Origin of the sequence: Streptomyces sp. NPDC098789 (genome assembly GCF_044759975.1) — a bacterium.
Classification (GTDB): Bacteria; Actinomycetota; Actinomycetes; order Streptomycetales; family Streptomycetaceae; genus Streptomyces.
The window spans coordinates 98,300-112,063 of sequence record NZ_JBIWAJ010000012.1; the positions used below are offsets into that span (position 1 = coordinate 98,300).

Sequence of the window (13,764 nt, forward strand, 5' to 3'; positions counted from 1 at the left end):
GGCGTGGTCACGACGTCGGCCCTCAGCGGCGTACGGGAGTGACGGCGATGGGCGGGACGGCCCCGAAGCAGGAGGTGTCGCCGGGGGCGCCGGTGCGGATGAAGCGGGTGGTGACGCCCGTGACGCAACCGCTGGACTCCAACTCGGGCACGTGCCCGACGTTGGGCACGGAGAAGAAGGTGCTGCCCCGGAACTTCGCCGCGGCCAGGCGGCCGTTGGCGTCGGGGGTGTTGGCGTCCAGGTCCCCGGAGAGCACCAGCACGGGGACGTCGGGCAGGCGCAGCTCGGTGGGCTGCGGGCGCCCGGTGTTCTCGCGCGGCCAGGAGATGCACACGTCCCCGCCGTCGGTGGGCCCCTCGGTGAACCCCTGGCCGCTGAAGGCGCCGAAGCCGCCCTGCCCGGCGCCCGCGAGGGCCTTGCGGTACTGCTGCCACCGCACGGGCAGCGGGGCGTCCGTGGCCCACGCCTTGCGGTAGTCGTTGCAGACCACGGCGATGTACGGGGCCTGGTCCTCCGTGCTGCCCGAGGATCCCTCCTCCTGCACCAGCCGGCGCAGCGGCTTCGTGTCGCCCTTGACGAAGCGGTCGAGGGCCCACGGCGCGCTGCCGAGGAGGGAGGGCTCGGCCGGTGCCATCCCCGCGCCCCGGCTCGCGGCCTCGAACATGAGGTGGGCGAGCTTGCCCTCGGTGAACCGCTCGCGGTACGTCTTGCCCTCGGCGACGATCGGCACGGTGAGGGGGCGCTCCCGCAGCCGCGCGGCCGTGGTGGCGAGGTCCCGGACGGCCTTGTCGCCGTCGCACGCCTTGGGTACGGAGCGTTCGCACACCCGGCGCAGGGCCAGGGAGACGGCCTGTGCGCTCGGCCGCACGAGGGGGTCGAAGTCGTGCGGGTAGGCCCCGGACAGCACGATGTTGCGCACGCTCTCGGGGTGCCTGCTCGCGTACACCGGCATCAAGTAGGTGCCGTACGAGAGCCCGTAGAGGGTGAGTTGGCGCACCCCCAGCCGGGCCCGGACGGCGTCGATGTCGTCGGCGGTGGCCGCGGTGGTGTAGCCCTGGGCGCGCGGGCCGAGGGTGCGGGCGCAGTGCGCGACGGCGTCGCGCTGTTGCTGTCGGGTGCCGAAGCGGTACTCGGCGTCGGTCACCCCGCAGGGGATCCGCTCGGACGCGCCGGTGCCCCGCGGGTCCACGAGCAGCAGGTCGTGGTCGTCGAGGACCCCCTCCAACCCCGCAGCGAACTCGGCGGCCTTGCCGATGGCCACCTCGCCGGGGCCGCCGGGGTTGACCGCGACGGTCCCCTTCGCGGCGCCCTGGCCCCGGTGGCGCACGACCGCGTAACTCACGCCGATCGTGCCGAGTTCCGGTTTGCCCGCCACCAGCGGGCGCCGCAGCGAGCCGCAGTCCACCTGGTGTCCCGCCATGGTGGGGCACCACTTCGGGCCGCTCCCGGCCGGATCGGCGGCGCTCGCCGCCGGCACGGCCGAGAGCAACAGTGCCATCGTGCCCACGGCCAGTACCGTCCGCCGCGCCCCGCTCGTGTACGTGCTCATGTCCGCTCCTTCGTCGCGTCCTGTGGTGTGGACACGACCTTGCCCGGCCCGTGACAGGGCCGGGCAAGAGCGACGGCAAAGGCGTGTAAGAACCGCGGAGAGGGGTGCGAAGGAGGCCGGAGGGTGCGGTGGCGCTCAGCCGCCGGCGACCAGCAGCTCGCCCACGTGCTCGGTGAGTGCGGCCCGGGCGGGTGCGGGCATGCCCGCGTCGGTCACGAACCAGTCGGCCCGGTCGAGCGCCGCGAAACCGCTGAGCCCGACCACCCCCCACTTGCTGTGATCGGCCACCACGGCGACCCGCCGTGCGGAGGCGACCAGTGCCCGGTTGGTCTGGGCCTCCATGAGGTTGGGGGTGGTCAGCCCGGCCTCCTCGGTCACCCCGTGCGCGCCGAGGACGAGCAGGTCGACGTGGAGCGAGGAGATCACCAGGTCGGCCAGCGGGCCGACCAGTGCGGCCGAGGGGGTGGGGGAGCCGCCGGTGAGCAGCAGGGTGGGGCCCGGGGCCCCACCGCCCCGGCCGGCGGACCGCAGCAGGTCGGCCACCGGGAGGGAGTTGGTGACGACGGTGAGCCGCGGGACGCCGAGCAGTCGGCTGGCCACGGCGTGGGCGGTGGTGCCGCCGGAGACCGCCACCACGCTGCCGGGCTCCACCAGCGCCGCGGCCGCGTCCGCGATGGCGGCCTTCGCCGCCCCCTCCAGATCGGACTTGGCGTCGAAGCCGGGCTCGTGCCCGCTGGCCCCCGTGGTGGCGACGGCCCCGCCGTGCACCTTCTCCACGGCCCCGTCGCGGGCCAGGGCTTCCAGGTCCCGGCGCACCGTCATGTCCGAGACGCCGAGCCGCTCGACCAGCTCCGCCACCCGTACCGTTCCGTCGCGCCGGACCGCTTCGAGGATCGACGCGCGTCGCTGGTGGGCCAGTTGCGCAGCCTGCTCGGCCACGGGGTCACTCCCGGCTATCAGGGGAATCCGGTCGGAAAGCAACAACATAGCATGGGATTGTTGTTCGATCCTGTGGGAAATACCTCGCCAGGCTGTTGATTTACTTTGAGATCTGTTTAGTCTTGGCGGGTGAAGAAGACCCTCGCGAAACTCGCGGACGGCCGCGAACTGATCTACTTCGACACCGACGAAGGCGCCGTGCGCGATGCGCCCGACCTGCGCCCCTTGGACCGGGTGCGCAGCCGACCGCAGGTGCGGCGGGACGAGGCGACCGGTGACTGGATCACCATCGCCTCCCACCGGCAGGACCGCACCTACCACCCGCCCGCGGGCGAATGCCCCCTGTGCCCCTCCCGGGACGGCCGGTTCACCGAGATCCCCGCCGCCGACTACGAGGTGGCCGTCTTCGAGAACCGCTTCCCCTCCCTGGCGGGCGAGGTCGGGCGCTGCGAGGTCGTGTGCTTCACCCCGGAGCACGGGGCCGGTTTCGCCGACCTCACCCCGCGCGCCGCCCGCCTGGTCCTGGACGCGTGGACCGACCGGACCGCCGAGCTCGCGGCCCTCCCGGGCGTCGAGCAGGTGTACTGCTTCGAGAACCGCGGGGTCGAGATCGGGGTGACGCTCGCCCACCCGCACGGCCAGATCTACGCCTTCCCCTTCGTCACCCCGCGCACCGCCAAGATGACGGCCGCCGCGGCCGCGCACCGCGCCGGCACCGGACGCAACCTCTTCGAGGACCTGCTGGCGGACGCCCGCGCGGCCAGTGACCGGGTGGTGACGGCCGGGGAGCACTGGACCGCCTTCGTGCCCTACGCCGCGCGCTGGCCGTACGAGGTCCACCTCTACCCGCACCGCCGCGTCCCCGACCTGACCCACCTGAGCGAGGCCGAACGGGCCGAGTTCCCGGAGCTCTACCTGGACCTGCTGCGCCGCTTCGACCGGCTGTTCCCCGTGCCGGGGCGGCCGCAGGGGCCGGGCCCCACCCCGTACATCTCGGCCTGGCACCAGGCCCCCCGCACCCGCGGGGAGGAACTGGCCCTGCACCTGGAGCTGTTCACCGTGCGGCGCACGCCCGACAAGCTGAAGTTCCTCGCCGGGACGGAGTCCGGGACGGAAGCCTTCATCAACGACGTGGCCCCCGAGACGGCCGCACGACGACTGCGGGAGGCCCTGACGTGAAGCCGAGCGCACAGCGGGGCGACGGTCCCCCGGCCGACGATCACCGGACCGACGACCACCAGAGGGACGATCGCCGTGCCGACGGTGTCGCGGACGCCTTCGCGCGGCTCTTCGCCGGCCCCCCGGACGGGATCTGGGCGGCGCCGGGGCGGGTGAACCTCATCGGTGAACACACCGACTACAACGACGGGTTCGCCCTGCCCATGGCCCTCCCGCAGAACACCCAGCTCGCCGCCCGCGCCCGCACGGACGGGCGGCTGCGGCTGCACAGCGCGCAGGGCGACGGCCGGATCACCGAACTGTCCGTGGCCGCACTGGCCCCCGGCGCGGTGACGGGCTGGGCCGCCTACCCGGCCGGCGTGGTCTGGGCCCTCGCCGAGGCGGGCCACCCGGTCGGGGGAGCGGACCTCCACTTCGACAGCACGGTGCCCACCGGCGCGGGCCTGTCCTCCTCGGCCGCGCTGGAGTGCGCGGTCGCCGTCGCCTACGACGCGCTGTACGGACTGGGCCTGAGCGGGCCCGAGGCGGCCCGGATCGCGCAGCGGGCGGAGAACGCCTTCGCCGGCGTGCCCTGCGGGATCATGGACCAGATGGCCTCGACCTGCTGCACCGCCGAGGCGGCCCTCCACCTCGACGCCCGCACCCCGCAGGACCACCGGCAGGTGCCCCTCGACCTCCGGGGCCGGGGGCTGTGCCTGCTGGTGATCGACACCCGGGTCTCCCACGACCTCGGCGACGGCGCGTACGCCGCCCTGCGCGCCGGCTGCGAACGCGCGGCCGCGACTCTCGGGCTGCCCGCCCTGCGCGACCTGGACCCCGCGGAGCTACCGCGTGCCCTGGCGGCCCTGCCGGCGGAACTCGCACCGCTGGTGCGCCACGTGGTGACCGAGAATGCCCGGGTCGAGGAGGCGGTCTCCCGGCTCCGGGAGGGCGATGTCGCGGCCCTCGGCCCGATCCTCACCGCGGGCCACGCCTCGCTCCGCGACGACTACCGGGTCTCGTGCGCGGAGACCGACCTGGCCGTGACCGCGGCACTGGGCGCCGGCGCGCTCGGCGCCCGGATGACGGGCGGGGGCTTCGGCGGCTCCGTCATCGCGCTGGTGGAGGAGGCGCGGCAGGACGCGGTGGGCCGCTCCGTCACGACCGCTTTCGCCGCGGCCGGCCACCGTCCCCCGCGCCTCTTCCCCGCCACTCCGTCCCCCGGCGCCCGCCGCCTCACACCGAAGTCCGCCTGAGGGGCCGGTCGGACGCCCCGGCGCCGCGGGGGGCTCCGAAGCGGGCCAGGTAGTGCCAGACCTTCTTGAGCGACTGGGGGTCGTGCCGGCCCGCGCGGGCGGCTTCTCCGATGCTCCTCGGGTCGAGGACGCCGTCGACCGCGAGCCGCGCGGCCAGGTCGACGTACTCCTGCCCGCGGTAGTCGGGGTGGCGGCGCAGCTCTTCGACGGCGAGCCGGAAGCCGGGGTGCCACTCCACGGGGCAGCCCAGGCGCAGCGCCGCGGCCTCGACGGCCGTGCCGCGGTAGCAGGGATCCAGGACCAGCGCCTCCGCGTGGTGGCGCAACAGGACGGGTCCGTGCACCTGCGCCTCGACGTAGTCGTCGAGCGCGTCCTGACGATCGGCGAGGGCGAGCTCGATGAGCCCCATGCGGGCCGCGACACCGAAGTCCGAAGGCTCCTGGAAGCTGTCCGGGTAGCAGAAGGTGGTCCGCTCCAGCGCTTCGGACGCCAACCGGAAATGGGCCGAGCCGAACCGCGGCGCCCCACCGACGGGTTTGCGGCGGAAGTTCAACGCGCCGTAGACGGGCCGCTCGTCGGCGCCCGCGTCGTCGTAGGCGCCGTCGAAGATTCGGCTCTCCCAGGCCCACCGGTCACCGCCCGGATGCGCGGTCAGTCCGCCGTTGCTGGTCCCCGTGACGAACTGCGAGCGGTAGCCGCCGTCCTCGGCCATGGCGTCCAGGATCGGCTCGCCGCGCAGCAGGCGGTCCGGGTGGAAGTTGAGGGTCACCCGCAGCGTCGGGTCCGTCGCGGGGCCCGACGCCAGGTCCGAGACGTGTCGCAGGGCGCGTTCCCGCGCGGTCGAGGAGGGTGCGGAGCTCATCCGCACAGTGTTCCCCACCGTGATCAATCGGCGCACACGGTTTCTCCCGCGCCGGCCCCTCCCGCGGCTCGTTCCAGGGCCTCCAGCACGGTGTCGCGGAACAGTCCCACCTTGTAGCCCGTCCCCGGCAGCGGGCGGCAGCGACCCAGGACCGCCGAGGCCGCCGAGGCGAGGACCGCGGGAGTGGCCTCCCGGCCGATCAGGGACGCCTCCACCTCCGTCAGCCGCAGCGGTACGCGCGCCACCCCGCCCGCGGCGACGGCCGCGTGCGTCACGGTGGAGCCGTCGAAGGCGAGCCGTACCGAGGCCTCGACCAGGGGCCATTCGGCGTACGCCCGACTCGTGGACCGGTGGTAGGCGGCGCGTTCGCCGGGCAGCGGCGCGGGCAGCCGGACCGCGGTCAGGATGCGCTCCGGCGCCAGCAGGTGGTCACCGCGGTGGAGGGCGTCGCCGTCGCCGTACAGGTCGGCGACGGCGCGCGGGGATTCGCCGTGGACCTCGGCGTGGGCGTCGTAGGCGAGCAGGGCCATCGCGAGGGTGGACGGGTGCGGGGCGACGCAGGGACCGTCGCCGCTGACCACGCCGAAGTGATGGTCGCCCGTGCGCGCCGGGCAGTCGGTCCCGCCCTTCTGGAGGCAGCTGACGTGCGGATTGCGGTAGTACCAACACCGGTTGCGCTGCAACAGGTTGCCGCCCAGGGTGCCGGCGGCGCGGATCTGCGGGGTCGCCGCCGCCCCCGCCGCCAGGGCGATGCCGGGCCAGCCGTCGCGCAGTTGTGGATCGGCGGCCAGCGCGGCGAGGGTGGTCAGGGCGCCGATCCGCAGTCCACCGCCGGGCAGGGGAGAGCACCCGCGCAGGTGCTCTGCGCCGGCGAGGTCGGTGAAGGGCCCGGACGCGACCCCGCTGCGCTGCCGGGCGGTGGTGTCGGTGCCACCGGCGCGGAGCTCGCCGCCACGGGCCAGGACGGCGGAGGAGAGGTCGGCCAGGGCGGGCTCGCTGCTGCTCATGTGCCCAGTCCTTCCAGGAGCCGGTCGGGGCGGATGGGCATGTCGTACGGGCGCCAACCGGTCGCGTCGTGGACCGCGTTGGCCAGGCACGCCGCCGTGGGCAGGGTGGCGATCTCGCCGAGACCGACGCCCCCGCCCGGCACGTGGTCGAAGCCCTCCTGATGGAAGTGGACGGTGATCTCGGGGGTGTCGCCGATCCCCGGGACGCGGTAGTCCTCCAGGTTCTCGGTCAGCACCCGACCGGTCACCGGGTCGGTCCGCCGCTCCTCGAAGAAGGCGTAACCGACCCCCTGGATCACCGCGCCCTCGCACTGGCTCCGGGCGAGTCGCTCCTCGTGGATGCGGCCGGCGGCGATCCCGCTCCACACGCGCAGCGGACGGATCCGACCGAGCCGCGTGTCCACCTCGACCTCGGACACCTGCACCGATCCGGTGAAGCCGCGGCCGATCGCCACGCCGCCCAGGGGGAAGGGGGTCACGAAGCCCCTGCGGTCGCGGGGGCGCCGGCCGACCACCCGCAGGCCGTGCGCCGCATCGAGCCGCGCGCCGACGTCGCCGCCGCCGAGCGCGTCGCGCAGCCGGGCCGCTGCGTCCGCGGCGGCGGGCACCAGGGACGGCGTGGTGCGGCTGCCGCCGGAGGTCGGCCCGTGGACGGTGTCGCTGTGGCCGATCTCGGCGCGCACCCGGGCCTCCGGCACGCCGAGGCCCGTGGCGACGGCCCGGAGCAGTACGCTCCGCGACCCCGTACCCATGTCCTGTACGGCGCAGCGGGCGACGACCGTGCCGTCCTCGACGGTGAGTTCGACCTCGGTGACGGGATCGAGGAAGTACAACCAGTTGGCCGCCGCGACGCCGACGCCGCGGCGGAACCGCCCGCTGCCGCCCCGGGGACCCGACCAGACGGGAAGGGCCGCCGCCCAGTCGTACAGGGCGTGCCGCTTGGGGTTGCCGTCCCAGCGCCGGCGCAGGGCGATCGGATCCTGGCCGAGCCGGTGGGCCATCTCGTCGACGGCCTGCTCCAGGGCCCAGCACATCGTGGGTCCGCCCGGCCCACGGAACGGGGCGCCCGGCGCCCGGTGGGTGACCGTGTCGAAGTCGCGCAGCCTGCGCGGCGCCTTCCCGTACACGAACCGGGCCAGCGCCGCGACGGTCCCGCCCACCGCGATCCCGCCGTCGTTGTCCGCGTCCATGACCAGCGCGCTCAGCCGGCCGTCGGCGTCCGCGGCCATGGCCAGCCGGATCCGGGTGCCGGGCCGGTACCCGCCGTCCACGAGCTCCTCGTCCCGGTCCAGGACCACCCGCACCGGCGCCCCGTGCAGCCGCGCCAGCTCCACCGCGGCGACCACGTCGGAGGTCAGCCCCATCTTGCAACCGAAGCCGCCACCGACGTGGACGGCCCGCGCCACCACCCGGTCGACGGGCACGCCGAAACGCTCGGCGGCGAGCTCGGCCACGCGCTTCACCGACTGCGTGGACACCTCCAGGTGGAGGGCGCCGTCGATCCACTGGGCCAGGGCGGCATGCGGTTCGAGCGGGGTGTGCGTCTGCGCGGAGGTGGTGAACACGCCCTCCACCAGTCGCTCGGGGCTGCGGTCCCGGGCAGCGAGGACGCGGCGCACGGCCGTGGCGGGGCGACTGTTCATGGCGGAAGGGCCGCGCAGGTTGCCGCGCCAGCGCGCGGGCACCAGTTGGGGCGCCTCGCCGGACCCCGGCGCCCGCTTGCGCGCCGCCTTGTCCGCGTAGACCAACGGGCCCTCGCCGGCCCGCACCTGGCGCACGTCCAGGGCGGCCGGCAGCACCTCGTAGTCCACCCGCACCCGCGCCGCGGCCGCCCGCGCGGCGGCCCGGTCCGGCCCCGCGACCGCGGCCACCGGCTGTCCCACGTAGCGCACCACGCCGTCGGGCGGCAGCAGGGACACCAGCGGCTCGTCGCCGGCCTCCAGCGAGCGCACGTGCGCGTGCGCGTGCGGCGAGCGGATGATCACGCCCTCCAGCAACCCTTCGGGGCGGTGGTCCGTGGTGTACCGGGCCGAGCCGTCGATCTTCTCCGGGGCCTCGGTGCGCGCGACGGCCGGCGCTTCCCCGTCGGCCGGCGCCGCGTCGTGGTCACCCGCGCAGGTCGCGGCCACCGCCGCGAAGATCCCCTCGTAGGCACCGCACCGGCACAGGTGGCCCGACAGGGCCTCCGCGATCTCCTGCCGCGCCGGACGACCGCGGCCGTGCGCGGCCCGCCACCGGTCGCAGAAGGCAGCGGCCTCGACCACGAACCCCGGGGTGCAGTAGCCGCACTGGAGCGCGTCCGCCGCGGCGAACGCACGCGTCACCGGATGGCCGGACAAGCCCTCCACCGTCGTCACCCGCCGGCCGGACAGCAGCACCGCCGGCGTCAGACAGGACACCCGGGGCTCACCGTCGACCTGGATCGTGCAGGCCCCGCACACCCCGCCCGCGCAGACCAGCTTCGTACCGGTCAGGCCCAGCCGGTCGCGCACCACCTCCACGGCCGCCGGGTCGTCTTCCACGTCCACCGCGTGCCGGGCGCCATTGACCTCGAACTCCAAGGGACCCACTCCTCGGCCGGGGGGCGGCGGTCGGCTCCCGCGCTCGTGTACCCGTTCCTTGATATCCCGCCATCGGGGTCGGCGCAGGTCGGCGCAGCCCGGTCGGGGGAGCGGAGATGCGGGGTGAGGGCGCTCATCGGCTCCGGCCGACGGCAAAAGAAAAGGGCCAGGAGACCTCTCCTCGCCACAATCAAGATATAGCGCACAGGGGGGCTTGCGGCAAGGCCCCCGGCCCGGCGCAGAATCATCGACCTGGGCCACGACCAGGGCCACAACCTGCGCGAACGAGGGGCACGAAGGCATGGAGAGCGCGATGACCGAGCGGTACGTGTGCGGACTTCGGGAGGTGGACGAGACACAGCTCGCGGTCGTCGGCGGGAAGGGCGCGCACCTGGGCGCCCTGGCGCGGATCGAAGACGTCGTGGTGCCGGACGGCTTCTGCGTGACCACGCACGCCTTCCAACGGGTCGTGGCGTCGCAGCCGTCGGTCGAGGAACAGCTGGACCGGCTGACGCGCCTGGACCCGGACGACCAGGAGGCGGCCCGTACGCTGGCCGCGCGGATCCGCCGGACCGTCGAAGGGACCGCCGTCCCGGCCGACATCGCGGCGGCGATCACCCGTTCGCTCGGGCAGTACGGAGAACGGGCCGCCTACGCCGTCCGGTCCAGCGCGACCGCGGAGGACCTGCCGACGGCCTCCTTCGCCGGCCAGCAGGACACGTACCTGAACGTCGTGGGACCCGAGGAGGTCCTGCGCCACGTCAGCCGCTGCTGGGCCTCGCTGTACACCGATCGGGCCGTGGCCTACCGCCGGCGGGCCGGCATCGACCACCGCACGGTCCGGATGGCCGTGGTCGTGCAGCTGATGGTCCTCCCGGACGCGGCCGGCATCCTCTTCACGGCCGACCCGGTCACGGGCGACCGGAAGGTCGCCACCGTGGACGCGGGCTACGGCCTCGGCGAGGCCCTGGTCTCCGGCCTGGTGAACCCCGACGTCTACAAGGTGCGGGGCGGCGAGGTCGTCGCCAAGGCGGTCGCCGTCAAGAAGCGGGCCGTGCGGGCCCTCGCGGGCGGCGGTACGCAGGACGTGGCGATCGAGCCTGAGCGGGCGGAGCAGCCGGCGCTGACGGACGCCCAGGTCGTGCGGCTGGTGGAACTCGGACGGCGGATCGAAGCGCACTTCGGCGCTCCGCAGGACATCGAGTGGTGCCTGGCGGGCGACGGCTTCCGGATCGTCCAGAGCCGCCCGATCACGACGCTGTTCCCCGTACCGGTACCCGCGCCCGGTGGGCAGGCCGCCGAGGAGAACCGCGTCTACGTCTCCGTCGGGCACGGCCAGATGATGACCGACCCCATGAGGCCGCTCGGGTACTCGATGTGGCAGCTGACGGCGATGGTGGCGATGCACCAGGCCGGTGGGCGGCTGTTCGTCGAGGTGACCCGGCGCCTTGCCTCGCCCACGAGCCGCGAGGGCCTCCTGGACGCCCTGGGCAAGGGCGATCCGCTGATGCGGGACGCCCTGGAGACCGTACTGGGACGCGAGGGCTTCGTGCCGTCCCTGCCGGACGCGGTGCCCGCCGGCCCGCCGGCCGGCGGGCCGCCCACCCCGATCGCGACCGATCCGGCCGTGGTCGCGCGGCTGATCGAGCGCAGCCGGGACTCGGTCGCCGTGCTGGCCCGCGACATCCGGACCAAGAGCGGACCAGAGCTGTTCGACTTCCTGCTGGAGGCGTTCGAGGAGCACAAGCGCGTCCTCAGCGACCCGCTGAGCATCCAGGCGATCATGGCCGGGATGGAGGCCACGTGGTGGCTGACGGACACGCTCCAGGAATGGCTCGGTGAGAAGAACGCGGCCGACACGCTCACGCTTTCCGCGCCCGGCAACGTCACCTCGGAGATGGGCCTGGAGCTGCTCGACCTCGCGGACGTGATCCGCCCGCACCCCGAGGTGGTGGCGTACCTCCAGGGTGCCAAGGACGAGGACCTGCTGGACGGGCTGGACGGGCTCGCGGGCGGGACGCAAGCGCGCGCCGCCCTGGAGGCCTACCTCGACCGGTACGGCATGCGCTGCGTCGGCGAGATCGACATCACCAGGCCGCGGTGGAGCGAGCGCCCCGACACGCTCGTGCCCGTGCTCCTCGACAACGTCAGGAACTTCGCGCCGGGCGCCGCCGAACGGCGCTTCGAGGAAGGCCGGCGGAAGGCGCGGCAGAAGGAGCGGGACGTGCTCACCCGGCTGCTGGCCCTGCCCGACGGGGAGGGCAAGGCCGCCGAGGTCAAGCGGGCCATCGACCGCCTCCGGACCTTCATCGGCTACCGGGAGTACCCGAAGTACGGCATCGTCAGCCGCTACTTCCTGTACAAGCAGGCCCTGTTGGCGGAGGCCGACCGCCTCGTGCGGGCGGGCGTCCTCGCCGAGCGGGAGGACGCCTTCTACCTCACCTTCCAGGAACTCCACGAGGTCGTGCGCACGCACCGGGTGCCGGAGGGGCTCGTCCAGCAGCGCAGGGAAGCCTTCCGGGCGCACCACGCGCTCACCCCGCCCCGCGTCCTCACCTCGGACGGCGAAGCCCTCAGCGGGGCCTACCGGCGCGACGACGCACCGGTCGGCTCCCTGATCGGACTCGCCGTCTCCGCCGGGACCGTCGAGGGCCGGGCCCGCGTCATCCTGGACATGGCGGACGCCGATCTCGAAGCCGGCGACATCCTGGTCACGCCCTTCACGGACCCCAGCTGGTCCCCGCTGTTCGTCGGGATCGCGGGGCTGGTGACGGAAGTGGGAGGGCTGATGACCCACGGCGCGGTGATCGCCCGGGAGTACGGACTGCCGGCCGTCGTCGGCGTGGAAGGCGCCACCCGGCGGATCCGGGACGGCCAGCGGATCCGCGTGCACGGAACGGACGGCTACGTCGAGATCCTGTCCTAGGGCGAAGGAGACACCCCCTGGGCGCGCCCGGCCCACACGGTGGGGGTCCGCTGCGCCCAGGGAGCGGCCCGTTCCAATTGGCCGGCGAGCCGGAAGAGCAGGTCCTCGCGGCCGTACCCCGCGGCGAACTGGACGCCCAGGGGCAGTCCGGTGGCGGGGTCGCTCTCCAGCGGGACGGACATCGCGGGGGTGCCCGCGACGTTGAACGCGGCCGTGAAGGGCGAGCGGTCGAAGAGCCGCTCGACCCAGCCGAGGCCGTCCGCGCCCTCGGCGCCCCGGGCGTAGGTGCCCAGGGGGACGGGCAGTTCGGGCAGGGTCGGGGTGAGCAACAGGTCGTAGTCGGCGAAGTACCGGCCGATCGCGCGCGCGACGCGGTTGCGCAGCGCGAGCGCGTCGACGAACTCGGTTCCACCGACCCGCCGTCCGTAGGCGTAACTGGCCAGCATCTCGGGCTCGACGGTGGTGGAGTCGACCGGTCGCCCGGAGGCGGCGGCGCTGCCGTCGATCCAGGGCACCAGATTGGTGCTCCACAGGCGGGCGTTGGCCAGGACGAACTCCTCCCAGCTGACGCCGAGGTCGACCCCGACCTCCTCCACCCGGTGCCCCAGCGACTCGGCGAGGCGTGCGGAGCGCAGCGCGGCGTCGACGACGGTGGCGTGGGCCGGACGACCGTTCCAGGGGCGGGTGAGGAGGCCGATCCGCAGGCTGCCGGGGGAGCGGTCGACCTCCTGCGCGTACGGCCGCTCCGGCCGCCGGGCCGTGTAGGGGTCACCGGCCTCGGGACCGTGGACGAGGTCGAGGAGCGCGGCGCTGTCGCGCACCGAGCGGCTGAGGGCGCCGTGGACGGCGAGCCCGTTGAAGACCTCGTCCGCGTCGGGGCCCATGGATATCCGGCCCCGGGTCGGCTTCAGGCCGAAGAGGCCGTTGGCGGCGGCGGGGACCCGGATGGAGCCGGCCGCGTCGGTGGCGTGCGCGATCGGGACGATGCCCGCGGCGACGGCGGCTCCCGCGCCGCCGCTGGAGCCGCCGGGGCTGCGGGTCGGGTCCCAGGGGTTGCGGGTGGCGCCGTACAGGACGCTTTCCGTGGTGGTGCTGTACGCGAATTCGGGGGTGGCCGTGCGCCCGAGCGTCACCAGCCCGGCGCGACGGAAGCGCGTCATGAGCGAGGAGTCGGCGTCGGCGACGGTGCCGGCGGCGAGCCGGCTGCCCAGCTCCACCCGCTTGCCGGACATCGTGATGGCGATGTCCTTGATCAGGAAGGGCACCCCGGCCAGCGCGGTGCTGCCCGGTGTCGGTACGTCCTGGCCGGGCCAGGTCTCGACGACGGCGTTGATCAGCGGATTCACCAGGTCCGACGCCCGCTGGGCGGTCGCGGCGAGTTCAGCGGCCGTCACCTCGCCGCGGGCCACCAGGTCGGCGAGGCCGACGCCGTCGTGGGTCACGTACTCGGAGAGCTTCATGTGCGTCCGTCCAGGGGTGTCGTTACGGCGCGACGGGACCGCTCGG

9 protein-coding genes are annotated in these 13,764 nt (G+C 74.4%); 3 read left to right on the top strand and 6 right to left on the bottom strand.

Features of this window, described 5'->3' with window-relative positions:
• Nucleotides 1-22: 22 nt before the first annotated feature.
• Together ACIQWR_RS23835 and ACIQWR_RS23840 are read right to left on the bottom strand one after the other, a co-directional pair.
• Nucleotides 23-1,549: an alpha/beta fold hydrolase gene (locus tag ACIQWR_RS23835; RefSeq protein WP_404012876.1), complete on the bottom strand. Its 1,527-nt coding sequence runs from the start codon at nt 1,547-1,549 to the stop codon at nt 23-25.
• Between the two features lie 135 nt (nt 1,550-1,684).
• Nucleotides 1,685-2,488, bottom strand: a complete 804-nt coding sequence (locus ACIQWR_RS23840; RefSeq protein ID WP_404012879.1) for a DeoR/GlpR family DNA-binding transcription regulator — start codon at nt 2,486-2,488, stop codon at nt 1,685-1,687.
• Nucleotides 2,489-2,617: 129 nt separating this feature from the next.
• On the opposite strand from ACIQWR_RS23840, the gene galT reads away from it, so the two are divergent.
• Complete coding sequence (gene galT, locus ACIQWR_RS23845; protein ID WP_404012882.1) at nt 2,618-3,667, top strand: galactose-1-phosphate uridylyltransferase; 1,050 nt, start codon at nt 2,618-2,620, stop codon at nt 3,665-3,667.
• Nucleotides 3,664-4,902: a galactokinase gene (galK, locus tag ACIQWR_RS23850; protein WP_404012885.1), complete on the top strand. Its 1,239-nt coding sequence runs from the start codon at nt 3,664-3,666 to the stop codon at nt 4,900-4,902. The genes galT and galK overlap by 4 nt, the downstream gene beginning before the upstream one ends.
• Here galK and ACIQWR_RS23855 read toward each other — a convergent pair.
• Genes ACIQWR_RS23855 through ACIQWR_RS23865 form a run of 3 tightly spaced genes read right to left on the bottom strand, consistent with a single transcriptional unit; the run spans nt 4,883 to nt 9,332 of the window.
• Nucleotides 4,883-5,764 (bottom strand): DUF3626 domain-containing protein, encoded by an 882-nt coding sequence (locus ACIQWR_RS23855; protein WP_404012888.1) that lies wholly within the window; start codon nt 5,762-5,764, stop codon nt 4,883-4,885. The genes galK and ACIQWR_RS23855 overlap by 20 nt on opposite strands.
• 23 nt (nt 5,765-5,787) lie before the next feature.
• Nucleotides 5,788-6,771 carry an FAD binding domain-containing protein gene (locus tag ACIQWR_RS23860; protein ID WP_404012891.1) on the bottom strand — a complete coding sequence of 328 codons (984 nt, stop codon included), beginning with the start codon at nt 6,769-6,771 and terminating at the stop codon, nt 5,788-5,790.
• Nucleotides 6,768-9,332, bottom strand: a complete 2,565-nt coding sequence (locus tag ACIQWR_RS23865; RefSeq protein WP_404012894.1) for a molybdopterin-dependent oxidoreductase — start codon at nt 9,330-9,332, stop codon at nt 6,768-6,770. The genes ACIQWR_RS23860 and ACIQWR_RS23865 overlap by 4 nt, the downstream gene beginning before the upstream one ends.
• Before the next feature lie 313 nt (nt 9,333-9,645).
• On the opposite strand from ACIQWR_RS23865, the gene rph reads away from it, so the two are divergent.
• Nucleotides 9,646-12,258 (top strand): rifamycin-inactivating phosphotransferase, encoded by a 2,613-nt coding sequence (gene rph / locus ACIQWR_RS23870; protein ID WP_404012897.1) that lies wholly within the window; start codon nt 9,646-9,648, stop codon nt 12,256-12,258.
• On the opposite strand, the gene ACIQWR_RS23875 is transcribed toward rph, so the two are convergent.
• On the bottom strand, nt 12,255-13,718 hold the full coding sequence (locus tag ACIQWR_RS23875) for an amidase (RefSeq protein WP_404012899.1): 1,464 nt from the start codon (nt 13,716-13,718) through the stop codon (nt 12,255-12,257). The genes rph and ACIQWR_RS23875 overlap by 4 nt on opposite strands.
• Between the last annotated feature and the right edge of the window lie 46 nt (nt 13,719-13,764).

Coding starts and splice junctions, on each gene's coding strand:
- rph (WP_404012897.1), top strand. CDS start 9,646: ATGACCGAGCGGTACGTGTGCGGACTTCGGGAGGTGGACGAGACACAG.
- ACIQWR_RS23860 (WP_404012891.1), bottom strand. CDS start 6,771: ATGAGCAGCAGCGAGCCCGCCCTGGCCGACCTCTCCTCCGCCGTCCTG.
- ACIQWR_RS23875 (WP_404012899.1), bottom strand. CDS start 13,718: ATGAAGCTCTCCGAGTACGTGACCCACGACGGCGTCGGCCTCGCCGAC.
- ACIQWR_RS23835 (WP_404012876.1), bottom strand. CDS start 1,549: ATGAGCACGTACACGAGCGGGGCGCGGCGGACGGTACTGGCCGTGGGC.
- ACIQWR_RS23855 (WP_404012888.1), bottom strand. CDS start 5,764: ATGAGCTCCGCACCCTCCTCGACCGCGCGGGAACGCGCCCTGCGACAC.